This window comes from Lacinutrix sp. MEBiC02595 (assembly GCF_053601555.1).
In genome coordinates this window covers 42,938-67,484 of the sequence record NZ_JBSHNU010000243.1, presented here as the reverse complement: position 1 = coordinate 67,484, position 24,547 = coordinate 42,938, and the positions used below count along the sequence as shown (strand labels likewise).

Genomic DNA, 24,547 nt, shown 5'->3' with positions numbered 1-24,547 from the left:
TAATATGGCTTTAGATTCAAAAATACCAAAAGGTCCAATTAAAGATAAATGGACAGACTATAAAAATCATATCGACTTAGTAAATCCTGCAAACAAGCGTAACATTGATGTTATTATTGTTGGTACTGGTTTAGCTGGTGGATCTGCTGCTGCTACTTTAGCAGAGCTTGGATATAATGTAAAAGCATTCTGTTTTCAAGATTCTCCAAGACGTGCACACTCTATTGCAGCGCAAGGAGGAATTAACGCAGCGAAAAATTACCAAGGAGATGGTGATTCTACCTACAGATTATTTTATGATACTGTAAAAGGTGGTGATTATCGTTCTCGTGAAGCTAACGTATATCGTTTGGCTGAGGTATCTGCAAATATTATTGACCAATGTGTTGCTCAAGGTGTTCCTTTTGCAAGAGAATATGGTGGATTATTAGATAACCGTTCATTTGGTGGTGTATTAGTATCTCGTACTTTTTACGCAGCTGGACAAACAGGACAACAATTATTATTAGGAGCATATTCTGCCATGAACCGTCAAATCGGTCGTGGAAAAATCAAAATGTACAACCGTCACGAAATGTTAGACGTTGTTAAAGTTGGTGGAAAAGCTCGTGGAATTATAACACGTAACTTAATTACTGGAGAAATCGAAAGACATTCAGCACATGCTGTGGTTTTAGGAACTGGTGGTTATGGTAACGTATTCTTCTTATCAACTAACGCGATGGGATCGAATGTAACCGCAGCTTGGAAAGCACACAAACGTGGTGCTTACTTTGCAAATCCTTGTTACACACAAATTCATCCAACATGTATTCCTGTTTCTGGAGATCATCAGTCTAAACTAACGTTAATGTCGGAGTCTTTACGTAATGACGGACGTATTTGGGTACCAAAACACATGAAAGATGTGGAAGCTATTAAATCTGGGGCATTAAAACCTAGAGAATTAGCAGAAGAAGATAGAGATTATTACCTAGAACGTAGATATCCTGCATTCGGAAACTTAGTACCTCGTGATGTTGCCTCTCGTGCAGCAAAAGAGCGTTGTGATGCTGGTTTTGGTGTTAATGCAACTGGAGAAGCTGTATTCTTAGATTTTGCTTCGGCAATTCAACGTTACGGAAAAGAAACAGCACACGTTAAAGGATTAAACGAAAATGATGCTGTTCTTGTTAAGAAATTAGGACAAGAAGTAATCAAAAATAAATACGGAAACTTATTCCAAATGTATGAGAAGATCGTAGATCAAGATCCATACAACACACCAATGATGATTTATCCAGCGGTGCATTACACAATGGGTGGTGTTTGGGTAGATTATAACTTAATGACAACCGTTCCTGGTTTATACTGTATTGGAGAAGCTAATTTCTCTGATCATGGTGCAAACAGACTTGGAGCTTCGGCTTTAATGCAAGGTTTAGCAGATGGTTATTTTGTATTACCTTATACTATTGGTGATTATTTATCTAATGATATTCGTACTGGAACCATTTCAACAGATTCTAAAGAATTTGAAGATGCGGAAAATGAAGTTAGAAAAACATTAGACTTCTTTATTACTAATAAAGGACAACATTCTGTAGATTATTTCCATAAGAAATTAGGAAAAATCATGTGGAACAAAGTTGGAATGTCTAGAAATGTTAAAGGTTTAACGGAAGCTATTTCAGAAATTAAAGAACTTAGAGCACAATTCTGGAAAGAAGTAAAAGTTCCTGGAACTAACGAAGAATACAACGAAGAATTAGCGAAAGCTGGTCGTGTTGCAGATTTCTTAGAATTAGGGGAATTATTCGCTAAAGATGCTTTAAATAGAGAGGAATCTTGTGGAGGACACTTTAGAGAAGATGCTGTAGAATTAGATGGGGAACAAAAAGGAGAAGCAAAACGTGACGATGAAAACTTTGCTTACGTTTCTGCTTGGGAATACAAAGGAGAACCTAGTGATGCTGTTTTACATAAAGAGGAATTAGAGTTCAAGGATATAGAATTAAAACAAAGAAGTTATAAATAAGGAAAGCTATGATGAATTTAACACTTAAGATTTGGCGTCAAAAAAACGCAAGTGATAAAGGGAAAATGGTTGATTATAAAGTCAGCGATATTTCACCAGATATGTCTTTCCTTGAAATGTTAGACGTTTTAAACGAACAACTAATTAATAAAGATGAAGAACCTGTAGCTTTCGATCACGATTGTCGTGAAGGAATTTGTGGGATGTGTTCTTTATATATTAATGGAGAAGCACATGGTCCAGATCGTGGTGTAACAACCTGTCAGTTGCACATGCGTATGTTTAAAGATGGCGATACTATTACAATCGAGCCATTTAGAGCAACTGCTTTTCCTGTAATAAAAGATTTAATTGTAGATAGAACTTCTTTTGATAGAATTCAACATGCAGGAGGATTTATCTCTGTAAATACTTCTGGAAATACTATTGATGCAAACACAATTCCAATTAATAAACACGATGCAGATACCGCTTTTGATTCTGCAACTTGTATTGGTTGTGGTGCTTGTGTTGCTTCTTGTAAAAACTCTTCAGCAATGTTATTCGTTGGTGCTAAAGTTTCACAATTTGCACTATTACCACAAGGACAAATAGAAGCTACAGATCGTGTTTTAAACATGGTGAAGCAAATGGATGAAGAAGGTTTTGGTAACTGTACCAACACTGGAGCTTGCGAAGTTGAATGTCCTAAAGGAATTTCTTTAGAAAATATTGCGCGTATGAATAGAGAATATTTAGCAGCTAGCTTAAAAGGATAATATCCTTTTTAACGAAGTAAAGAATTGTATATAAAACCAAAAAATCTCAAGAGCAATCTTGAGATTTTTTGTTTAGCTTTAACCTTTAATTTTTGAATATGAATTATAGATATATCTCCAGTTTGTTTTTAGTGTTTTTTGCGTTAACAAGTTGTAAAGGTCAAACGGAAACGCCAAAAGTTGCCGTCGAAGTATTAGAACAAAATTGGTTTAACGCAGATTCTCTATTACATCATGTTCAAGTTTTATCTTCTAATGTTTATGAAGGGAGACGCACTGGAACCGCTGGAGCAGAGAAAGCAAAAAACTATATCGTAAATAAATTTCAAGATTTACAAGTGATACCACTTATTAAAAATTTTGAACAGCATTTTTCCTTTACACGTAGAGGTAAAGAATATAAAGGGATTAATGTTCTCGGACTAATAAAAGGAACGGATAAACCAGAAGAATACATTGTGCTTTCTGCACATTATGATCACGAAGGTGTAAAAGGCGGGAAAATTTATAACGGTGCAGATGATAATGCTTCAGGTATTTCCGCATTGTTCGCTTTCGCGGAATACTTTCAGAAAAATCCACCAAAGCATTCTGTTATTTTAGCAGCTGTTGATGCAGAAGAACTAGGTTTGGTTGGTTCTAAATATTTTGTGGAAAACGCTATTATTCCGCAAGAAAATATAAAACTGAATATCAATATGGATATGATTAGCCGTAGTGCTAAAAATGAATTGTTTGCTGTGGGGTCTTTTCATTATAAACAATTAGAACCAGCAATTAAAAGTATACAAGCTTCCGAAAATATAACACTGCGTATTGGTCATGATGGCAGTGATACATTGGAGGATTGGACGAACTCTTCCGACCATGCTTCGTTTCATAAAGTGAAAATTCCTTTTATTTATTTTGGAGTAGAAGACCATAAAGATTATCATCAACCAACAGACGATTTTGAAAATATCCACCCTAATTTTTATCAAAATGCAGTAACCACTATTATTGCTGTTTTTGAAAAATTAGATACCATAGCATTATAAAAATGAAAAACCCAAATACCTTTTATACCCAAGAATTAGAAGTCCATCAATTAGAAGTTAAGACCTTGTATAAGAAACTTACCAGCTTAAGTTTTGCGAGAATATCTGTCTTTATAGCAACAGGAATTGCTGTTTATTTTACTTTTAATAATCTGCAAATTGCGATAGGAATTGCCGTAGTAGGTATTATTGCTTTTATCTATTTACTTTCAAAATACACCGATTTAAAATACCAACACAACCTAAAAAAAGCACTCGTTGCAATTAATGAAGAAGAATTAAAAATTGCTTCTGGTGATTTTAAAGAAAGGGAAGAAGGTATAGGATTTCAAAACCCAAACCATGCTTTTAGCTTAGATGTGGATCTTTTTGGGAAAGGTTCTTTTTTTCAATTTATAAATCGAACAACAACAGAAGAAGGTACTAAGGCTTTAGTATATGAACTTACTGCTAATAATATTGAAGGGATAAATGCACGTCAAGATGCGATTAAGGAATTAGCCGAAAAACCAAAATGGCGACAACATTTTTCGGCAGTGGCAAGCTTGATTCAAATTGAAACTCCAGCATCAAAAATTACAGAATGGCTAAAAGAGCATCAATCTTTTTTGCCAAAAATTATGCGTATTCTACCAATGGCGTTTACTATTGGATCTGCAATAATCCTGTTTTTAGCAATCTTCGAAGTCATCTCTTTTTTGTTTTTAGTTTTTTGGATGATTTTAGGTTCCGGTATTTCAGGAGTATATCTTAAGAAAATAAATGTTTTAGCAGCAAATACAGATCAGGTTAAAGATACTTTTAAACAATATGCATCTTTATTACAGCAAATAGAAACGGAAGATTTTTCTGCTTCCTTATTAAAAGAGAAACAAGATCAGATTAAGCAAGAACAAAAGGAAGCTTCCGCAATTTTCTCACAATTCTCAAAACATTTAGATGCTTTAGATAATAGACATAATCTTATTTCAGCCATTTTTGGTAATGGTTTTTTATTATCCGATATAAAGAATACATATCATATTGAACAATGGATTTCGCAATACAAAACTACCGTAGAGGATTGGTTTGAAGTAGTTTCCTTTTTCGATGCGTACATCACTTTAGGTACGTATGTTTTTAATCATCCAGCATTTGTGTTCCCAGAGATCGTTACAAATGATATTGTTATTGAAGCAAAAAATTTAGGACATCCTTTATTAGATGCTTCAAAACGTGTAGACAGTGATCTAACCATTACAGATCAACAGTTTTTTATTGTTACAGGAGCTAATATGGCTGGTAAAAGTACGTTTTTACGAACGGTTTCTTTACATGTGGTTATGGCAAATGTTGGTTTGCCAGTTTGTGCGACATCGAGTAAATACAACCCTATAAAACTGATTACAAGCATGCGAACAAGCGATTCGCTTACAGATGATAGTTCGTATTTCTTTAGTGAATTAACACGCTTAAAATTTATTGTGGATGCTTTAGAAAATGATTCTTATTTTATTATTCTAGACGAAATCTTAAAAGGAACCAATTCCACAGATAAAGCGATTGGCTCCCGAAAGTTTGTAGAAAAATTAGTTTCTAAAAATGCCACAGGAATTATTGCAACCCACGATTTAAGTTTATGCGAAATTGAAAAGGAATTAGAGGAAGTTAAAAATTACTATTTTGATGCAGAAATTATTAACGACGAACTCTTTTTTGATTACAAATTAAAACACGGTATCTGCCAAAATATGAATGCGAGTTTCTTATTAAAGAAAATGGAGATTATTTAAATGAAAAAAGCAAGAACAAATATATTATTCGTTCTTGCTTTTTTGTTTCACCTAAAAAAGTAATTTATTTTATCGGACAACCAATCGCTTTTGTGAAATTAGGATTTGGTTTTTCGCCTTTTTCTAAAGCCGTAATTGCATTTTCAACATACTTCACTTTTACGCTTTCTGGAGATTTTGAATTATCATCAATAGTACCAATATATTGTACTTTTAAATCTTTATCTAATAGGAATACGTGTGGCGTTCTAACTGCGCCAAATTTTGGATATACTTTTTGTCCTTCATCTATTAAATAAGGAAATGTAAATCCTTTTTCTTCAGCGCGTTTTTGCATTGCTTCATAACCTTCTTTTTCATTCGAATGATTATTACCATTAATTGCAATTACAGGATAACCTTTTGGTGCATAGGTATTGTTTAATGCAATTAAACGGTCTTCATATAGTTTAGAAAACGGACACCCATTACAAGTAAAAGTTACAACGTATCCTTTTGCATCTTTAATACTAGCTAAAGAAACCATGGTTCCATCTACATTTTTAAGCGAAAAATCTTCAGCAGTATCCCCAATTTTATAGCCTCCAATTTCTTCTAATGTTTTAGTTTGCTCTGGAGAACCTCCACGTGGTGGTCCTTTTCTATCTCCGTGCTCTGGATGTTCCCCTTTTTCACCATGTAAATGACGTCCTTTTTCATCTTGATGATGTTCTTTGTTTTCTACTGTTTTTTCGCTTTTATCGTTTTTACAAGACGTTAAAACACCTGCAGATAAACAGATGATTGCAATTAGTATACTAATTTTTTTCATTATTGATTTTGGTTTATTTATTAATAAAAATTTGTAGTTATTTGATTTTCTAAATCCGCTACGTTTTCAAAAGTTCGTTCGTAATATTTACGGGTTTTAGTATTGAATATAATGGTAAAAGGAATTGCTCCTGACCAATCGGGATTCACTTTATCAATCCAACTATTGGCATCTGGATCATCTAATAAAATAACTTTGGAAGTAATATTTCTTTCTTTTAGAAAAGGTTTGAGTTTGGTTTCTATATCTTTTATAAAATCCATACTTACCAGTAAAACTTCTACGTCCGGATTTTTGTTTGCATATTCCTGAATATACGGCAGCTCTTGTACGCAAGGAGCACACCACATGGCCCAAAAATTGACGATATAGGTTTTATTCGTGTTGGTATATAGTAATGGTTCTAAAGCATTAAAATCATAGATAGGAATTGTGCTGTTGGTTGGAGTAACCTCACTTGCGGTAGAAGTAGCTTTCGTTGTCTTTTTTTCTTCTTTACAGCTAAAGGTTAAAAGGGCTATTAGAATAAAATAAATAGCATTTTTAGATATGGATAAAGGCATTGGTTTATTAGAAAATTGAATTTTTTATTTAGACTCCTTTTCTTCCTAATAGTTTAATTGCTTTTTTAAAAAATAGATAATAAAAATCACTTCGTTCTTTTTATTATAAACGCTCTGATTTTTTTCGATAAATACACCTCTCTGTAACGAAAGAGAGGTGCACATACTACTTATGTTTTTGTTAATTTGGACGCTCTCCTCTTATTTTAAGAAGAGAATGAATTTCTGTTTTTTTAACAGAAAGAAAGAGGCGTTAATTCTCTTTACTAACAGCATCTAATTTCAACTTAACCTTAGTCATCATTTCCAGAGCATTTTTGTCTTCAGGCTTTAACTCTAAAACTTTATTGTAGTTTTTTAGTGCTTCGGAATAGTTTTCTGTTTCAAAATAAGCTTCACCTAAACTATCGTAAACATTAGCGTTGTTTGGAAAAATCTTTGTATTTAAATCAAATACATAAAGTGCTTTCTCAAATTGTTTATCCTTTTTATATACATAACCTAATGTGTTTAATTCTTTACTTCCTTCCGAATATTCAGGAAAATTGGTTAGATAATAATTTTTGCTTTTTTGCATTTCATCCATGCTGTATTTTTCTAAATTATTAAATAGCACATTTGCTACATAATACTTAGGATAGTAGCGTTCTCCAGTCACAATTTTTAACATATCGCGTTCTATAGTTTCTTGTGGATGTTCTACAATTCTATTCACTTCTTCTCCATTTTTATAAAAAATAAAAGTTGGCACTCGGTGAATATTCATGCCTTTTTCTTCTCCATTCGGACCTTGTTTGTAGGCATCACTTTTTGTGTCTAATGCAATAACTTCTAATTGAGTTTCTGGGAAATTAGCCGTTTCTAAAATGTTATAAAATTGCGGAACCTCCTTTTTACTATCTCCGCACCAAGTACCAAGAAATACTTTAATGGTGTACTCCTTTAAAGAGTCTTTTAGTTTTTTGGCTATTTTTTCATTTACATCATAATCCTCATAATTTTTATTAAACCATGCGCGAAAAGGTGCTTTTGTTAAACCTTCTTTGTTAATGGGGCCTAATAGCATTTCTTTGCCTTTTTCATCAAGAACTTGTTGGTTTATAGTTTGTGAAAATGTTGTTGAGAAACTTAAAATTGCGGTTAATAATAATACTGTTCGATTCATGATTTTGATGTTTTAGTGAATCAAACATAAGATAGTTTATAAATTTTATTCAATAAATAGTACAAACAGCAGACTTAAAACAACAAACAGCAATTTTTAGGTCGTTTGCAATACTAAATGAGGTTTTTGTACTTAATTTTTGAGGATTAAGGCATTTCTGAGTACTTTCAACAAAACTTAGGTATGTTTCAATGAAATTGCTTTTCTGTAATTTTTATGGAGAATACTTTATTCACTTCTCGATACTATTTCGATAAAAATCGAAAGCACTCGAAGTGACAATTAAAATTAAAAATTGATTACACTTAAAAAACATACTTCGCAAATATTGGTGCACATTCTATTTTGGATGCTTTTTGTGTTTGTGTCTCTTTCTGTTTTTTCGCAATATTATTGGCGTGAAAATCCGTTTTTACAGTACTTATCTATTCTTGTGGTTATTGTTTATGTGAATAATTTTTTACTGCTCCCTTTCTTTATAAAAAAGCGATTATACATTTTATATGTTTTCGTTTTTGCAGCTATTTCCTTTTTTGCAACCCAACTATATTGTAATGTATTTGCGCAATGTGGTTGTTCGATAATGAAATGCCTGAGTGACTATTTATGGCAAACCTTAGTACCTCTTATTTTCTTTTCTTTTATATGGATGTTATATCGTTTTTTAGCGAAGCAAGAGGAAGTAGAACAAATAAAGAAAGAACACTTAGAAATGGAGTTAAAGTTCTTGAAATCGCAAATAAATCCGCATGTGTTATTTAATAATCTGAATACCATTTATTCGTATGCTTTAGAAAAACCGAAGGAAACTCCTGACCTTATTTTAATGTTGTCCGATAATTTGAAACATGTGTTATATGAAAGTAATGCAAAAACCGTTTCGCTGGAAAAAGAAATGCAGTATATAGATAATTACATGACTTTTCAAGGGATTAGAACCGAAGGTGTGAAGCAGATTAATTATATAAAATCGATAGATTCTTCTGAAAAGAAAATTGCTCCTTTATTGCTAATTTGTATTATTGAAAATGCTTTTAAACATAGTACGTTGGGAAGTGATATTTCGGTTTCCATTATCGAAAAAGAAGGCGTTTTAGAATGTGTGTGTACTAATGACTATGCTAAAGAAAAAGTATCTACGGAAGATTTTAAAATTGGATTGCAAAACTTAGAAAAACGCTTGCAGCTTATTTATAAAGAAGATTATAAATTAGAGGTTTTTAAAGGCGAAGTATATAAAGTGTATTTAAAATTGAAATTACATTAATACGCATGTCTCCTCGAGCGCGGTCGATAGGTTTATTGAGGTCTCGACTGCGCTCGACCTGACAATTCATGAAGATTAAAACATATGACTTGCATTATAATAGAAGACGAAATACCTGCTCAAAAAATTTTAAAGAATTACTTGAGTAAGCTTCCTAATGTAGCATTACAAGGTGCTTTTAATGCTGCAATAGAAGCAAATACTTTTCTGAATAACAATACGGTAGATTTGGTTTTTTTAGATATTAATCTGCCAGACATTTCTGGAATCGATTTCATTAAAACCATTAAAAATCCGCCAGCAATTATTATCACAACAGCATATCCGGATTATGCAGTTAGTAGTTTTGAACTAGATACTATTGTTGACTATTTAGTAAAGCCATTTGGTTTTGATCGCTTTTTAAAAGCAATGAATAAAGCAAAAGATAGAGTAGAAAAGCCCGTAAATACTTCCGAAGAAAACAATCCAGAAACACTCTTTTTAAATGTAGATAAAACGCTTCATAAAATTATAATTAGTGATATTCTTTATTTGGAATCGGACAGAAATTATATTACCATAATCACAAAGAATAAGAAACTGTCTTTTATAGATTCACTTAAAAATTGGAACGAAAAGCTTTCCGAAGCAGATTTTATTCAAGTCCATAAATCGTTTATTATTAATAGAAAGTATGTAGATAAAATTTCTGGAAATGAAATTTATGTGCAAGGGAATAGAATTGCTATTGGTAGAACGTATAAGCAGGAATTACTACGGTTTTTGAAGATTGTTTAAGGTTTTTGTATTCTGCGTAATAGTTAAAAAAACGTTTCACTCTTTTTATTACAAACGCTCCGAATTTATTTGCAATAAATCCACCTTTCTTTAACTAAAGAGAGGTGCGCTTGCGATTATGTTTAAAAAATAGTCATGAAGTATTTCCGGCGATTAGCTGTGCTTGCTCTCCTCTTATTTTAAGAGGAGAATGAATTTTAATTCTTCTTTCAAAATTAAAAGAAAGAGGAGTTAAAAAAACGTTATTCTCTTTTTATTACAAACGCTCCCAATTTATTTGCAATAAATCCACTTCTCTTTAGCTAGAGGGAGGAACACATACGATACTAATTTAGTTTATTAAATAAAAAAAGACCTGTCAGGTTTTTAAAACCTGACAGGTCTAATGTCAATAAACTGTGACTGTAAACTGAATACTGCCTACTGAATACTCTTTTTATTGTTTATTCGTTTTAGGATGCACCAATTTCATTTCATCAATTAAATGTGTTGCTCCAGCAAATTTATCTACAATAAATAATACATAACGTACATCTACCATAATGTTTCGGCAAATTTCTGGATCGTAATTCATGTCGCTCATAGTTCCTTCCCAAACTCTGTCAAAGTTTAAACCAACTAGGTTTCCATGTGCATCAATTGCTGGACTTCCAGAATTCCCACCAGTGGTGTGATTGGTTCCTAAAAAGCAAACAGGTACTTTCCCGTTGCTATCTGCATATTGTCCGTAATCTTTATTTTTATGTAATTCTAATAGTTTTTCAGGCACATCAAACTCATAATCTCCAGGAATATATTTTTCTACAACACCATCTAAATAACTTACAGGATTGTAGTATACAGCATCTCTTGGTGAGTAGCCTCTAACTTGACCGTAGGTTACACGAAGCGTACTATTTGCATCTGGAAAATATCTAGCTTCAGGTAAAGCCTTCATTAAAGCGGTCATATACTCGGTTTGTAAGGCAGTAATTGGTTCGTTTTTTTCTTGGTACTCCTTATTTATAGTATTGTAAAACTCTGCAATCATTGGTTTTGCATATGTATATGCAGCATCTTTGTTTAGTTTTTTAAGCACATCTTTAGCATCTCCATCTAAAAGTTTTAAAGCTTTGTCTAAATTTGTAAAAGCTGTTTTGTCATAAATAGAAGCATCAGCATTTTTGTTGTAAAAAGGCATCACATTACTAAATACACCTTTGTCTACATCTACGTCATAATTTTTATGAATGCCTTGTAAAGTTGCAATTAAACGTTCTTTTTCTTTATCAAAAGCTTCCGGATTTGCAGTAATAGCTTCTTCCATTTGGTATGCTCTAAAAGTCATTTGCATTAACTCATTCGTTACCAAAAACACTTCAATAAAGTTTCTACGTTTAATATTTATAGGTGCAAAATCGGCATATAGTTTATCAAATTGCGGTAAAATGTTTCCGTATTTAGCATCTAAACCTTTTTCATTTAAAGCTTTAGTAAAAGTAGCTTCAAAAGCACGACGCTTTGCTACAGCATCACTTTTTTCAATTCCTAGATTTTCGCCAATCCATTTTTTCCATGCATTTGCAATACGTGCTTGTTTCGATGCATATTTAATTCGTACAGCATCACTAGTTTTCATTTTGGCATCAATTACTTTTAAAGCAGCTTCGCGAATAGCAATATTTGTAGGGTTAAATTCTTCTGTGATATGCTCAATTGCTACTGCAGGTAAATACTCATTTGTACTTCCTGGAAAACCAAAAATCATAGTAAAATCTCCTTCTGCAACACCATCTAAAGAAACAGGTAAAAAGTGTTTTGGTTTGTAAGGTTTGTTGTCGATACTATATTTTGCAGGTCTATTGTTTGCATCTGCATAAATACGAAACATAGAAAAATCGCCAGTATGTCTAGGGAAAACCCAGTTGTCTGTATCACTTCCAAATTTACCAATACTTGTTGGTGGTGCTCCAACTAAACGAATATCTTCAAAACGTTCGGTAACAAATAAGAAGTATTGGTTACCATTATAAAAGGCTTTTGTTTTAACATCTTGCCAAGCTTCTCTAGGCCAGTTTTTCATTAACCCATTCGCGTTTTTATCGATAACCGATTGCTTTTCTTTTTCGGTCATATCCTCATTTACAACCGCAAGAACTTCTTCCGTTATATCTGTAATACTTACAATGAATTCAATGTATAAACCTTCATTTGGTAACTCTTCTTCTAAAGACATTGCCCAAAAACCATCTTTTAAATAATCATTTTCTAAAGACGAATGCGATTGTATTTGTCCGAAACCACAATGATGATTCGTCAAAATTAAACCTTTATCGCTAATCACTTCGCTGGTACATCCACCATTAAAGTGTCCAATAGCATCTTTTAAACTAGAGTTATTAACATCATAAATATCTTGTGCGGTAAGTTTACTACCAAGATTTGTCATTTCGGTTTCGTTCATACCTTCTAATAGGGAAGGGATCCACATACCACCTTGTTGTGCCGAAATATTCAGCGTTATAAAAAGGAATAAGAGTTTTAAAAATTTCATATGTATAGTTTTTTTTGAATGCTATCAAAGATAAAAAACCAAGAAGTAAAAATGGTTAAAATGATTAAATTTCTAAGGGTTTTCTTTTTTCGATTTCTCGGAATTTATTTTTCTATATAAACACCTTTTTTTAATCGGAAGAAAGCAGGATTATGCAACGTCTTAGATTTTGAAATTATTTTTTATTCGGAAGAAAGAAGCCCTAGAAACAGAAATTGTCTTTATATTTATAATTATGCAACATACCTCTAAACTTCCAAACGTAGGAACCACCATATTTTCTGTCATGAGTGCTTTGGCAAACCAACATGACGCGATTAATTTATCACAAGGATTCCCAGGGTTTAGTAGTGATGAAAAACTAATGGATTTAGTGAGTAAAGCCATGCATTCTGGTTACAACCAATATGCGCCAATGGCTGGTAATATGGAGTTAAGAGAACGTGTTGCGAATAAGTTTGATTTATTATATAGCACAAGCTATCATCCAGAAACCGAGATAACAGTTACTGCAGGAGCAACACAAGCTATTTTTACCATTATTTCTGCTTTTGTAAGGCGGGAAGATGAAGTTATTATTTTTAGACCGGCTTATGATTGTTATGAACCAGCAATCGAATTACAAGGAGCAAAAACCATAAGTATACCATTAGATGCGCCAAATTATCAAGTAGATTGGAATGTTGTTAAGGGAAAAATAAATCACAAAACGAAAATGATTATCATAAATACACCACAAAATCCCGGTGGTAGTATTTTTTCGGAAGCCGATATGCTAAAACTGCAAGAACTTACTAAAGACACCAATATTATTGTCTTGAGTGATGAAGTGTACGAGCATATTATTTTTGATGGTGAAAAACACCAAAGTGCCTGTTTGTTTCCCGATTTAAAAGCACGAAGTTTTATAACCGCTTCCTTTGGGAAAACTTTTCATAATACAGGTTGGAAAATGGGATATTGTTGTGCGCCAAAAGAACTCATGGAGGAGTTTAGAAAAGTGCATCAGTTTAATGTGTTTTCTGTAAACCATCCCATGCAAAAAGGTTTGGCAGACTATTTAAAAGAACCTAGTCATTATTTGGAGCTTGCTCAATTCTATCAAGAAAAGAGGGATTTGTTTTTAAGCTTAATAATAGATTCACGATTTAAATTTAAACCTGCACAAGGAACGTATTTTCAGGTTTTAGATTTTTCGGAAATCACCCAAGAATACGATGTCGATTTCGCAAAACGATTAACTATTGAAAATGGATTAGCATCTATACCATTATCGGTTTTTAACGATAATAATAAAGATGATAAAGTATTGCGTTTCTGCTTTGCAAAAACAGAGGATACTTTAAAAAAAGCAGCAGAAATATTAAATAAAATGTAACACAGCCGATTCATTTGGCAATATATTTGCTAACTATTGGTAAACAATAAATATAAAACGATGAAAAAATTAATAGTACTAGTGTTCTTTTTGGGATTGGGATTAACGGTTACCGCGCAAAACGCAGAAGGCAATCCTGTTTATACGGTGAAAGAAAATAAAATATATGAAGGAGATAAAGAAGTTACCGATGTTTTAAGTGAAGAAAAGCGGAATGAAATTTTTGCTTCGTATAAAGCAGAAATAGAAGAAAAAGAAAAATATGATCGATTAAACGCGGCTTCCGAGGCGGTAGGAGAAGCAAAATCAGATGTGGAAGAAGTAGAAGATAAAACGGAAGAGGAACTTGCAGCCCAAGAAAAGGAGCTTAAAAAGGAGCAAGATGAAAAAGAAAAAGAAATTAATAAAGCTAAAAAAGAGGAAAAAAATCGTCAAAAAGAACTGAAAAAGAATGAAAAGGAGCTAAAAAAAGCGGAAAAGAAGCAAAAGCAAGCAGAGAAGGCATTAAAGAAAAAAGAGAAAGCACAAAAAAGTTTTGATAAAGCAAATAGTAAATTAGAGAGTGCGCAAACTAAATATGATAGGCTTAAAAAGAAAGGGAAACTTTCGCCTCAAGACGAAACAAAATGGCTTAAGAAAATTGAAGGTTTAAATAAGGATATTAAAAAGGCACAAGAGAAATTAAGAAAGGCCTAATTGTAAAAGAAATGTTTTACTTCATTAAAAAATCCAGAGTTGTTCTCTAAAACAATCTGGATTTTTTTGTTTTACGACTTTGTAAAATAAAGTATCTTTATAAAATGCAAGAAAAATTAAGAATAGCGCTCATCCAATCGGATTTAATCTGGGAAAACCCAAAAGAAAATAGAATTCATTTTACGGAAAAAATCACTGCTGTTGCACAACAAGTAGATCTCATTATTCTTCCAGAAATGTTTACTACGGGTTTTACTATGCATGCACCAGAACTTGCAGAAAATATGCAAGGAGAAAGCGTTAAATGGATGTTGGAAATGGCTAAAATAAGCAACGCCGCTATTGTTGGAAGTCTTATTGTTTCCGAAGAAAGCAAATACTACAACAGGCTTTTATTTGTTCATCCGGAAGGGAAAATAGAAATCTATGATAAGCGACATACCTTTACACTTGCTGGTGAAGATAAAGTCTATACCGCAGGAAATAAAAAAATAATAGTAGATTATAAAGGCTGGAAAATTTGCCCTTTAGTGTGTTATGATTTGCGTTTTCCTGTTTGGGCAAGGAATACAGAAAATTATGATGTATTGCTTTATGTTGCTAATTGGCCAAAACAGAGAGTAACTGCTTGGGATGCATTGCTAAAGGCAAGGGCAATAGAGAATATGAGTTATTGCGTGGGTGTAAATAGAGTTGGTTTGGATATTAATAATTATGAATATTCAGGAAGCTCGGCTGTATATGATGTTTTGGGTGAGAAAATAACAAATATAGCTCTAGGTGTAGCCCAAACTGAAATTGTAACGTTAGATAAAAACCACGTAAAGAAATATAGAGACAGATTACAGTTTTTAGGAGATAGAGATAATTTTAGTCTAAAAGTGTAAAATCTATTATAGGATCCCAATTTGCACGAACTTCAATTACTTCATTAAAATGGCTAATACGTTCTGGTTGACGCTTTTTTAAATAGCTTCCAGAATCATACTTTTGATTTTTATTAGTATCAAAAATTACACGCAAATAATATTTAGCAGGATCGAGATACCTAAAATCTAAAGGCTCTGGTTCTGTACTGTATATTTCTGCTTTTATTTCGCCTTTATCATCTGTTAATTGGGCAATGATTGGGTATTTTGCATTGAATAATGTTATTCTTACATTACCATAATCTGCAAAGTTTTTTGTGCTTAATCTGTAATTTAAGGTATCGTTTTTATTCTCAAAAAAATCAGTAAAAGCTTCTGGTAAAACTTGAATGGTATATTTGTTGTCTTCCGTTTTATCAAAAGCAAAAGAATAGGTATTTGAAAGGGTGTCTAACGTTGTTTTATATGCTACTTTTAAAGAATCTTTATCTAAAATAGTAAGTTGCTCTTCATTAAACTTTACCAATGGAATATTTGCGGTTAATTTAAAATCGTCTTTAAAATTTAAAGTTCCTTTTGAAGCAGCTACTATTTTTAATGAATCTCTTGGTTGGTCGCTTATTTTAACCGTGAAGTTTTCGGTGTAATTTTTGTTTTTTACTGTAAAAAGCAAAGAGTCTGTATCTTTTAATCTTGGCATATACCAATAATTTAAAGAATCTGTTTTGGCATCTTTTGTAATGGTGTATTTAAAGTTGTCTGGCACAATGGATGACGTACTAATTTCTGTGTTTTTGTAATCTCCTTGATAACCAAAAGCTATTTTTTCACCAGCCACCAAACGCGGTCTAATTACAGTGAAATCTGCTTCTTCTTTAAATAATTTTAAGGTGAAAGTAGAATCTGTTGGTACTGTTATATAGTTTTTGTAAAAAGCGATCTTATCTGTTAGTTGCTGAAATTTATTGTCTTGGTTTGCATCTTTTAACGCCACAAGCATATACTTTCCTGCTTTCATATTATCGATACTAAATGTCGTGGTGCTGTCTAAAGTATTGGTTACGTATTTGGGTAGTTTTTTGTAAACAATAGAGTCGTTAAAAGTGCTATCTATTTCGTACAAACGCACAGAAACAAAATCATCAGGCTTACGTAAGGTAGCATCTGAAATTTCACCTTTAACAGAAAGGGAATCAATATAACTTCCTGTAGATAAAATATATTTGTAATAAGAATACGGGTTTTCTTCGTTGTTATCTGTTATACTGTTTCCAAAGTTAAAAGCATATGTCGTATTTTCTAATAAGGTATCGTTAATTTTAATCGTAATGAATTTGCTGGCAGTACCAATAGGAGTTACTTCTGGAGCAGGATCCATTGGTGGCGATATAATGAGTTGTTTGGTTAAGTTTTTCATTTTTACATACTCATCAAAATAGATTTTAATTTCCTTGCCATTAAAATTGGTAGTATAATTTTCGGGAGTAGATTTAACTATTTTTGGAGCTGTAACATCTTTTGGTCCTCCAGCAGGGTTTCCTCTATTAGCACAACTAACTATAATTAAGCCTATGGTTAGAATTAAAATTAAATTGGATAAGGTATTACGCATTATGAATTTCATGATTTAGTACAAAGTAACAAAATACTCAATTAACTATTGCCATGGTTGCTATGCTTATTTTAACATTTTCGGCTTTATTTAACACTTGAATACAAGACTCTAACGTGGCACCAGTAGTAATAATATCATCCACAAGTAAAATATGTTTGTTTTCTATTAATGTTGCGTTTTCTAAAGCAAAAAGTTCATGATCCGCTTGCCAACGCGCAAATCGTTTTTTGGTGACTTGAGACTTCGTATTCGTTATTTTAATTAAAGATTGTTCGTTATAATCTACTTGCAAAGCTTTTGCTATTTCTTGTCCGAATTTAGTAACCTGATTATATCCTCTTTTTTTTTGTTTCTTTTTATGTAAAGGAACAGCGATAACTATATCTACATCTTTGTAAGTCTCTAATTCTTTTAATTCGTTACCAAGCCATTCCCCTAAAAAGACACCTATTTCCTCATAACCTCTATATTTTAAATTATGAATAAGCTGTTGTACAACTCCTTTTTTTTCATAGCGAAGCAAAGCAGTAGCTTGTTCTACTTTGGCCCGACCATAAAATACTTTTTCAACCGTGTTGTTGGCATTAAAGTGATAATTAGTAACCGGTAAATTATGTCTGCAAGAAGTACAGACATACATTTCAAAATCTTGCAGCTGCGAATAACACGCAAAGCATACTTTTGGAAAGAACAAATCAACAACCGCTTGAATCATAGTATTAAACTTACAAAATTTCTAGCGAATTCTTTAAAGAAATTGCTTTAACAATTATATCACTTACTTTAACGATTAAAATAAAATAAACCAAACTAAATTTCTAGCTTCGTATTGTAAAATAAATAATATGTTAGTTTTCCCTCAAACTTTTAACTACAGATTAATTATTGGTACATTGGTAATAGCAATTGCTGTTTTAGGTTCTTATAGTATTTCTAGTTTTAATTCCTTTAAAAATCAAGAAGAATTTTTAGAGCAAGAAACAAAACTCGTGCAACATGAGTTAACAGAAATGATATCGCTTTATAATGATGTTTCTATTGAAAATGAAGTTGTAAACACGAAATTAAACGTATCTAAATCTAAAGTAGAGAACATATTAAGTTCTGTAAAAAACACGAAAACCGATTTATCATTAATATCTAAATACAGAAGTCAAATAAACACTCTTAAAAATGAAAGAGAAGTTATTTTTGATCAAATAGACTCGCTTCTTCGTGATAATGAAGCGTTGCACATACAGGTGGATTCCGTATCTCAGGAATTTGAAAATCAAAAAATCGAGTTAGCTGATTTATCAGAAAAGAATGAAAAGCTACATACTATTATTAGTAAAGTTGGAACACTGAAAGCTAATAATATAAAAGTGGTAGCTTTAAATACAACGCGGTCTGAAATATACGAAACAAATAAATTAAGTGAAGCAAATCAATTTGAAGTATGTATTTTACTAGAAGGTAATGCGTTGGCAAACAAAGGAAGTAAAAATATTTACGTACAAATTTTAGATACTACAGATCAAATAGTTTCCGAAAGAGGTGTTCTTACATACCAAGGGATAAAAATTGGATATAGCGGAAAAACAACAGTAAAGAATGTTTCTGAAAACATTACAGCCTGCCTGAAAATTAGCATTAAAGACAAAGAAAAGCTAAAACCAGGAACCTATAATGTGGACGTATTTCAAAATGCTACCTTATTAGGAAGCACATCTATTACATTAAAATAAAAAATAACTTATAATTTTTTGAAAACCGTTCCATTAATATGGAGTGGTTTTTTACTTTTGCAACCTATGGCAAATCAAGACGATCAATTTAAAAAAGTAATCTCTCACGCAAAAGAGTATGGTTACGTTTTTCAGAGTAGCGAAATCTACGATGGATTAAGTGCAGTATATGACTATGCTCAAAATGGAGCAGAGCTAAAAAAGAACATTCGCGACTACTGGTGGAAAGCCATGGTGCAAATGAATGATAATATAGTAGGAATAGATGCGTCCATATTTATGCATCCAACCACTTGGAAAGCTTCTGGGCACGTAGATGCTTTTAGTGATCCACTTATCGATAACAAAGATTCTAATAAAAGGTATCGTGCAGATGTTTTAGTGGAAGACTATTGTGCTAAAATTGAAACTAAAATAGAAAAGGAAGTTAAAAAAGCGGAAAAACGTTTTGGAGAATCCTTTAATAAAGAAGAATTTCTTGCTACTAACGGAAGAGTAGTAGGCTATCAAGAAAAGATAGACACTATTTTAAAACGTTTAGGGAAATCTTTGGAAGCAGAAGATTTAGCAGATGTAAAAGCATTAATTGAAGAATTAGAAATAGCAGATCCTTTAACTGGTTCCAGAAACTGGACAGACGTGAAGCAGTTTAATCTTATGTTTGGCACCAAGCTTGGTGCTTCTGCAGAAACTGCAATGGATTTATACTTGCGTCCGGAAACAGCACAAGGAATTTTTGTGAACTTCTTGAATGTGCAAAAAACAGGACGAATGAAAATTCCTTTTGGTATTGCGCAAACAGGAAAAGCATTTAGAAATGAGATTGTTGCAAGGCAGTTTATTTTTAGAATGCGTGAGTTTGAACAAATGGAAATGCAATTTTTTATTAAACCAGGAACGCAAAAAGAATGGTTTGATAAATGGAAAGAAACCAGAATGAAATGGCATCTATCTCTAGGAATGGGAGCAGAAAATTATCGTTTTCATGACCACGAAAAATTAGCACATTATGCAGATGCTGCAACAGATATTGAGTTTAAATTTCCTTTCGGATTTAAAGAGTTAGAAGGAATTCACTCGCGTACCGATTTTGATTTAAAACAACACGAAGAATTTTCAGGTAAGAAATTACAGTATTTTGATCATGAAGAAAACAAAAGCTATACACCTTATGTTTTAGAAACCTCTATTGGTTTAGATAGAATGTTTTTAGCTGTGTTTTCTAATGCTTTAATGGAAGAAGAACTAGATAACAATACTACAAGAACCGTTTTAAAATTACCAGCAGTTTTAGCTCCTGTAAAAGCAGCCATTTTTCCTTTAGTAAAAAAGGATGGTTTACCAGAAGTAGCAAAACAAATTGTGGAAGATTTAAAATGGGATTTCAATGTGTTTTACGATGAAAAAGATGCCGTAGGAAAACGCTACAGACGTCAAGATGCAAACGGAACACCATTTTGTATTACGGTAGATCATGAAACTTTAGAAAACAACACGGTTACCATAAGACATAGAGATACTATGGAACAAAAACGTGTGAAGATTGAAGATTTAAAAGACTTGATTAAAGCAGAGGTGGATGTGAAACATTGGCTAATGAAGATGAAATAATCTAATTCCTGCAAAACCAAAGATGCTAACGCGCTGTTTAAATAAAATAAATAAGTAAATAGGAATCTTATATACTAAAAAGCCCAAGCCGAAAAGCTTGGGTTTTTTTATAAAGTAGTCTTGCAATTAAAATCGCCAACCAAGTGATGCGCCTAATCTTGGCACAAAATCAGTTCCAACCTCGTTGTTAGAGGTGGAGATGTTTCTTCCAACACCACCAAAAACTTCAAATAAGAATCCTTTTTTGCTTACAAATTTTCCACCAACAGCCATACCAAATCCAAGGTTGTTAGAAGTTTCATCTGTGTACACATATTGATAGTTATCGGTAATAGAATTGTAAGTGTAAACTTCATTACTATCATCTTGTACGTTATACATACCAAATGCTTCTAAGAAAAATCCCCAAGCATACTGACTAGAAAAATAGCGTCTGTAGTATGGCGTGAATGCAAATTTCTCATTATAAATGGGACCATCACTAAAATCTCTATCTTCTTGGTTTTGTAAATTAAAAAGTATGGAAGCACCAACAGAAGATTCTGAATCGATTAAATACTCATAAGAGAAATCTACCGATTTAAAAACAATAAGGTTAAAAGCATTTACTTTAACTTCACTATGTTTTACTTTTTCTTCTTGCATATCTTCCTGAGCAAAAGTTGCAAAAGAAGTAAATAACAATAATCCTAAAAGTGCCTTTTTCATTTATTTAATTTTTTAAGTTCCGTTTTATATTTATCAAAAGCTGTACCACTAGTAGATGTCCAAAACAGGAAAAGGTTGCGTGAAAAACACATGTTTATATCTGTTCTTTGTACGCTAATAAGCGTAAAGCATTTAAAACCACTACTACCGTCGATCCTTCATGAAACAAAACAGCAATTCCAATATTGGTTAGTCCTAAAATAGTAACAGGTACTAGTATAGCAACAACGCCTAAACTTATAAAAATGTTTTCTTTTATAATGCGTTTGGAGGCTCTACTTAATCCAATAACAAACGGTAAATTTTCAATTTTATCCGACATTAGTGCTACATCTGCTGTTTCTAAAGCAACATCGCTTCCTGCTGCTCCCATAGCAACGCTAACCGTGCTTAAAGCCATTGCTGGAGCATCATTCACGCCATCACCAATCATTGCTATTTTTCCGTCTGTGGCTAGTAAGTTTTTAATGGCAGCAACTTTATCTTCGGGTAATAAATTTCCTCTTGCTTCTGTTAAGCCTATTTGTTTTGCTATAGCATCACCCACATTTTGATGGTCACCGGTTAGCATAATCATTCGTTTTATACCAATAGCACTTAGTTTTTTAAGGGTGTCTGCTGCTGTTTTTCGTGGCACATCCATTACGCTAATGATACCAATAATTTCCTTTTTAAAAGCGACAAGCATTACGGTATGTCCGTTTTGCAATAAACTATCCATTTGTGTGGTTACCGCATCCGTTATTGTAACGCCTACCTCTTGCATTAATTTTTGATTACCAATAAAGACTGTCGCGTTTTCGTAAACCGCTGTAATTCCTTTTCCTTGGATCGCTTCAATATTTGTGGCAGAGTTTTTAAAACTAAGGTTATGTAGTTTTGCAATATCTTTAGCAATTGCTTTCGCTAAAGGATGATTACTTAAGCTTTCCACCTCTAAAACGATTTGTAACAACTCCTTTTCTTCAAAATTATTTAAAGGAATAACGTTGGTTAGTTTCGGTTTTCCTTCGGTTAAAGTGCCTGTTTTATCAAATGCAATAGTGGTAATGCTTCCTAAATCTTCCAGTGCTTTTCCGCCTTTAATAAGAACTCCTTTTTGTGCCGCTCTTGCAATTCCGCTAAGTACAGCACTTGGTGTAGATATTGCCAGAGCACAAGGGCTTGCGGCTACTAATACTGTGATTGCTCTGTAGAGGCTTTCGTTAAATGTTTCGTCTATAATTAGATATGCGAAACACAATAATACAACCACAATTATCACAATTGGAACGTACCATTTTTCAAACTTTTTGGTTAATCGTTGCGTTGGTGATTTTTGCGTTTCTACTTCACTCACCATTTTTATTAATCGTGCAACTGTAGAGTCTTGGCTTAATTTTAAAACCTGAATTTCAATACTACTATCTCCATTTATGGTGCCTGTAAAAGCGATGTGCTTTTTATCTATATGTTTAAATTCTGGTAACTTTTCTGTGGATGCAATTGCGGTTTTATCTACAGGCATACTTTCTCCCGTAATTGGCGCTTGATTTATGCTACTATTTCCTGAAGTAATAACCCCATCTGCTGCTATTTTAGTATTTGGTTTGACAACTATAATATCGCCAATTTTTAAGTCTTCAATTGGAGTTTCTGTTATTTGATTTCCTTTTTTTATCCATGCGGTTTTTGGAGATAAATCGCTTAAAGCTTCAATAGATTTTTTAGCTTTATTCATCGCATAATGTTCTAATGCATGACCTAAACTAAATAGAAATAAAAGTAAAGCACCTTCTGCCCAACTACCAATATAGGCTGCTCCAATGGCAGCAACTATCATTAGAAAGTCAATTTCAAAACCTCCTTTAATGATTTTTTTAAAAGCTTCAACGCTAATAAAATACCCTCCAAAAAAGTAAGCGATTATATAGCTCGATAAGGAAATCCAATCAGGGAAATTTGTTCCTTTTTCAAGACCAAAACCAAGGATTAAAAACACGCCACAAAGTATGGAGAAGTAGAGTTCTGTGTTTTTACCTAAAATTAAATTGTGACTATGGTTATGTGTTTCTTTATTATGATTTTCCATTTTGTTTCCTTCCAATTAATACTAATGACTGTGTCCGCCTTCACTATCATTTAAAAGCATACCTGTGCCTTTTACAAGTATTTGTTTGTTTTTTAGAACCTCCGAATTTAAAATTTCAACGCTAGTTTCGGTTTGTTTTCCAATCCCTAATTTAATCTTTTCTAAATGAAATTCGTCACCTTGCTGTTCTGCTAAAACCAAAACATAATTGTCGTCACCAACCTCTATTACAGCTTCTTTTGGTAAGCCCATTGCCTTTTTGCTGTCAATAATAATATCTGCATCTACAAACATACCAACAATAAAATTCTCTTTGCCATTATCTACATGTCCATGCACTTTTACGCGTCTTGTTTGTTCATCAATGGTGGTACCAACTAAATGGACTTCTGCCTCATATGTTTTATTGGAAGCTTCCGGTATTTTAAATAGAATTTTTTGATCCTTTTTCACTTTCATTATATCCTTTTCAAAGACAGATAATTCTAAATGAATATGATCAATATCTACAATTTCCATAATCACATCACTTGGCGAAACATACGTTCCGTTACTTACATTCACCTTTGTAACATGACCATTTATTGGAGCATACAAGTTTATAGTGGATGAGATGCGTCCTTGCTCCACGCTACTCGGATTAATATTTAGCATTTGTAACTTTTTACGCAATCCGTTATAATGTGCTAAGTTGCTTTTATACGCGCTTTGGGCTTTTAAGTAGTTTTTTTCGGAAGTGATTTTCTCTTCAAATAAAGTTTTTTGTCTCGTAAATTCCGATTTTAAATAATTTAATTGTTCGGCAACTTCTAAATAGTTTTGCTGAATTTCTACAAACGCCGTGTTTTCTAAAGTGACTAAAAGTTGTCCTTTTTTAACCTGGTCCCCAATTAATAGAGGTGTTTTTGTAATATAACCACCAATAAAAGTAGTCACGCTAGATTTGTTGTGTGGTGGTACATCTATCATTCCGTTTACTTTTACGGTTTCATTAAAATCGAATTCAGATACCGTTCCAAAAGCCATCTTTTCCCCTTCAAATTGTGCTTTATTTATTGTTATTTCATCGTTATGTGATTCCGTTTCCGGAATTATAACTTCTTTATTTTCAGAATTTCCGCAGGCTACTAAAAGTATGGAAAATAGTACTATATATATGTTTTTCATGG

The 24,547-nt window shown here is 32.7% G+C and carries 20 protein-coding genes; 11 read left to right on the top strand and 9 right to left on the bottom strand.

Annotation, left to right across the window (positions count from 1 at the left end):
- Positions 1-4: 4 nt before the first annotated feature.
- The 4 genes from ACVCZW_RS13955 (at position 5) to ACVCZW_RS13940 (ending at position 5,584) form a co-directional block, all read left to right on the top strand.
- Complete coding sequence (locus tag ACVCZW_RS13955; RefSeq protein ID WP_452229051.1) at positions 5-2,017, top strand: fumarate reductase/succinate dehydrogenase flavoprotein subunit; 2,013 nt, start codon at positions 5-7, stop codon at positions 2,015-2,017.
- A gap of 11 nt (positions 2,018-2,028) precedes the next feature.
- A complete protein-coding gene (locus ACVCZW_RS13950; protein ID WP_452229055.1) occupies positions 2,029-2,775 on the top strand; it encodes a succinate dehydrogenase/fumarate reductase iron-sulfur subunit in 747 nt (248 codons plus the stop codon).
- Between the two features lie 98 nt (positions 2,776-2,873).
- Positions 2,874-3,812 carry a M28 family peptidase gene (locus ACVCZW_RS13945; protein WP_452232704.1) on the top strand — a complete coding sequence of 313 codons (939 nt, stop codon included), beginning with the start codon at positions 2,874-2,876 and terminating at the stop codon, positions 3,810-3,812.
- A gap of 2 nt (positions 3,813-3,814) precedes the next feature.
- Positions 3,815-5,584 carry a MutS-related protein gene (locus ACVCZW_RS13940; protein WP_452229049.1) on the top strand — a complete coding sequence of 590 codons (1,770 nt, stop codon included), beginning with the start codon at positions 3,815-3,817 and terminating at the stop codon, positions 5,582-5,584.
- Between the two features lie 64 nt (positions 5,585-5,648).
- Here ACVCZW_RS13940 and ACVCZW_RS13935 read toward each other — a convergent pair whose 3' ends face one another.
- From ACVCZW_RS13935 to ACVCZW_RS13925, 3 genes are all read right to left on the bottom strand, one after another.
- Positions 5,649-6,395: a thioredoxin family protein gene (locus ACVCZW_RS13935; protein WP_452229048.1), complete on the bottom strand. Its 747-nt coding sequence runs from the start codon at positions 6,393-6,395 to the stop codon at positions 5,649-5,651.
- Between the two features lie 20 nt (positions 6,396-6,415).
- Positions 6,416-6,958: a TlpA family protein disulfide reductase gene (locus ACVCZW_RS13930; protein WP_452229047.1), complete on the bottom strand. Its 543-nt coding sequence runs from the start codon at positions 6,956-6,958 to the stop codon at positions 6,416-6,418.
- A gap of 253 nt (positions 6,959-7,211) precedes the next feature.
- Positions 7,212-8,123 (bottom strand): tetratricopeptide repeat protein, encoded by a 912-nt coding sequence (locus tag ACVCZW_RS13925; protein ID WP_452232703.1) that lies wholly within the window; start codon positions 8,121-8,123, stop codon positions 7,212-7,214.
- Between the two features lie 295 nt (positions 8,124-8,418).
- On the opposite strand from ACVCZW_RS13925, the gene ACVCZW_RS13920 reads away from it, so the two are divergent.
- Both ACVCZW_RS13920 and ACVCZW_RS13915 read left to right on the top strand, forming a co-directional pair.
- Positions 8,419-9,390: a sensor histidine kinase gene (locus tag ACVCZW_RS13920; protein WP_452229045.1), complete on the top strand. Its 972-nt coding sequence runs from the start codon at positions 8,419-8,421 to the stop codon at positions 9,388-9,390.
- 84 nt (positions 9,391-9,474) lie between these two features.
- Entirely contained in the window at positions 9,475-10,170 is a 696-nt protein-coding gene (locus tag ACVCZW_RS13915; protein WP_452229044.1) for a LytR/AlgR family response regulator transcription factor, read from the top strand.
- Positions 10,171-10,606: 436 nt separating this feature from the next.
- On the opposite strand, the gene ACVCZW_RS13910 is transcribed toward ACVCZW_RS13915, so the two are convergent.
- The gene (locus ACVCZW_RS13910) at positions 10,607-12,703 is read right to left on the bottom strand and encodes a S46 family peptidase (RefSeq protein WP_452232702.1); all 2,097 of its coding nucleotides are present in this window, start codon (positions 12,701-12,703) and stop codon (positions 10,607-10,609) included.
- A gap of 235 nt (positions 12,704-12,938) precedes the next feature.
- On the opposite strand from ACVCZW_RS13910, the gene ACVCZW_RS13905 reads away from it, so the two are divergent.
- From ACVCZW_RS13905 to ACVCZW_RS13895, 3 genes are all read left to right on the top strand, one after another.
- Complete coding sequence (locus ACVCZW_RS13905) at positions 12,939-14,081, top strand: methionine aminotransferase (RefSeq protein WP_452233019.1); 1,143 nt, start codon at positions 12,939-12,941, stop codon at positions 14,079-14,081.
- 60 nt (positions 14,082-14,141) lie between these two features.
- Entirely contained in the window at positions 14,142-14,777 is a 636-nt protein-coding gene (locus ACVCZW_RS13900; protein WP_452229041.1) for a hypothetical protein, read from the top strand.
- Positions 14,778-14,881: 104 nt separating this feature from the next.
- Complete coding sequence (locus tag ACVCZW_RS13895) at positions 14,882-15,664, top strand: amidohydrolase (RefSeq protein WP_452232701.1); 783 nt, start codon at positions 14,882-14,884, stop codon at positions 15,662-15,664.
- Here the strand turns inward: ACVCZW_RS13895 and ACVCZW_RS13890 are convergent.
- Together ACVCZW_RS13890 and ACVCZW_RS13885 are read right to left on the bottom strand one after the other, a co-directional pair.
- Positions 15,648-17,270 (bottom strand): Ig-like domain-containing protein, encoded by a 1,623-nt coding sequence (locus ACVCZW_RS13890; RefSeq protein WP_452229039.1) that lies wholly within the window; start codon positions 17,268-17,270, stop codon positions 15,648-15,650. The genes ACVCZW_RS13895 and ACVCZW_RS13890 overlap by 17 nt on opposite strands.
- A 25-nt stretch (positions 17,271-17,295) precedes the next feature.
- Positions 17,296-17,976, bottom strand: a complete 681-nt coding sequence (locus tag ACVCZW_RS13885; protein ID WP_452229038.1) for a ComF family protein — start codon at positions 17,974-17,976, stop codon at positions 17,296-17,298.
- A 130-nt stretch (positions 17,977-18,106) separates the two neighbouring features.
- On the opposite strand from ACVCZW_RS13885, the gene ACVCZW_RS13880 reads away from it, so the two are divergent.
- A complete protein-coding gene (locus tag ACVCZW_RS13880) occupies positions 18,107-18,988 on the top strand; it encodes a hypothetical protein (protein WP_452229037.1) in 882 nt (293 codons plus the stop codon).
- A gap of 66 nt (positions 18,989-19,054) precedes the next feature.
- The gene (locus ACVCZW_RS13875) at positions 19,055-20,599 is read left to right on the top strand and encodes a glycine--tRNA ligase (protein ID WP_452232700.1); all 1,545 of its coding nucleotides are present in this window, start codon (positions 19,055-19,057) and stop codon (positions 20,597-20,599) included.
- A gap of 126 nt (positions 20,600-20,725) precedes the next feature.
- Here ACVCZW_RS13875 and ACVCZW_RS13870 read toward each other — a convergent pair whose 3' ends face one another.
- From ACVCZW_RS13870 to ACVCZW_RS13860, 3 genes are all read right to left on the bottom strand, one after another.
- Complete coding sequence (locus tag ACVCZW_RS13870; RefSeq protein WP_452229035.1) at positions 20,726-21,307, bottom strand: DUF3575 domain-containing protein; 582 nt, start codon at positions 21,305-21,307, stop codon at positions 20,726-20,728.
- A 94-nt stretch (positions 21,308-21,401) separates the two neighbouring features.
- The gene (locus ACVCZW_RS13865) at positions 21,402-23,378 is read right to left on the bottom strand and encodes a heavy metal translocating P-type ATPase (RefSeq protein ID WP_452232699.1); all 1,977 of its coding nucleotides are present in this window, start codon (positions 23,376-23,378) and stop codon (positions 21,402-21,404) included.
- 21 nt (positions 23,379-23,399) lie between these two features.
- Complete coding sequence (locus ACVCZW_RS13860) at positions 23,400-24,545, bottom strand: efflux RND transporter periplasmic adaptor subunit (RefSeq protein ID WP_452229033.1); 1,146 nt, start codon at positions 24,543-24,545, stop codon at positions 23,400-23,402.
- Positions 24,546-24,547: the final 2 nt, after the last annotated feature.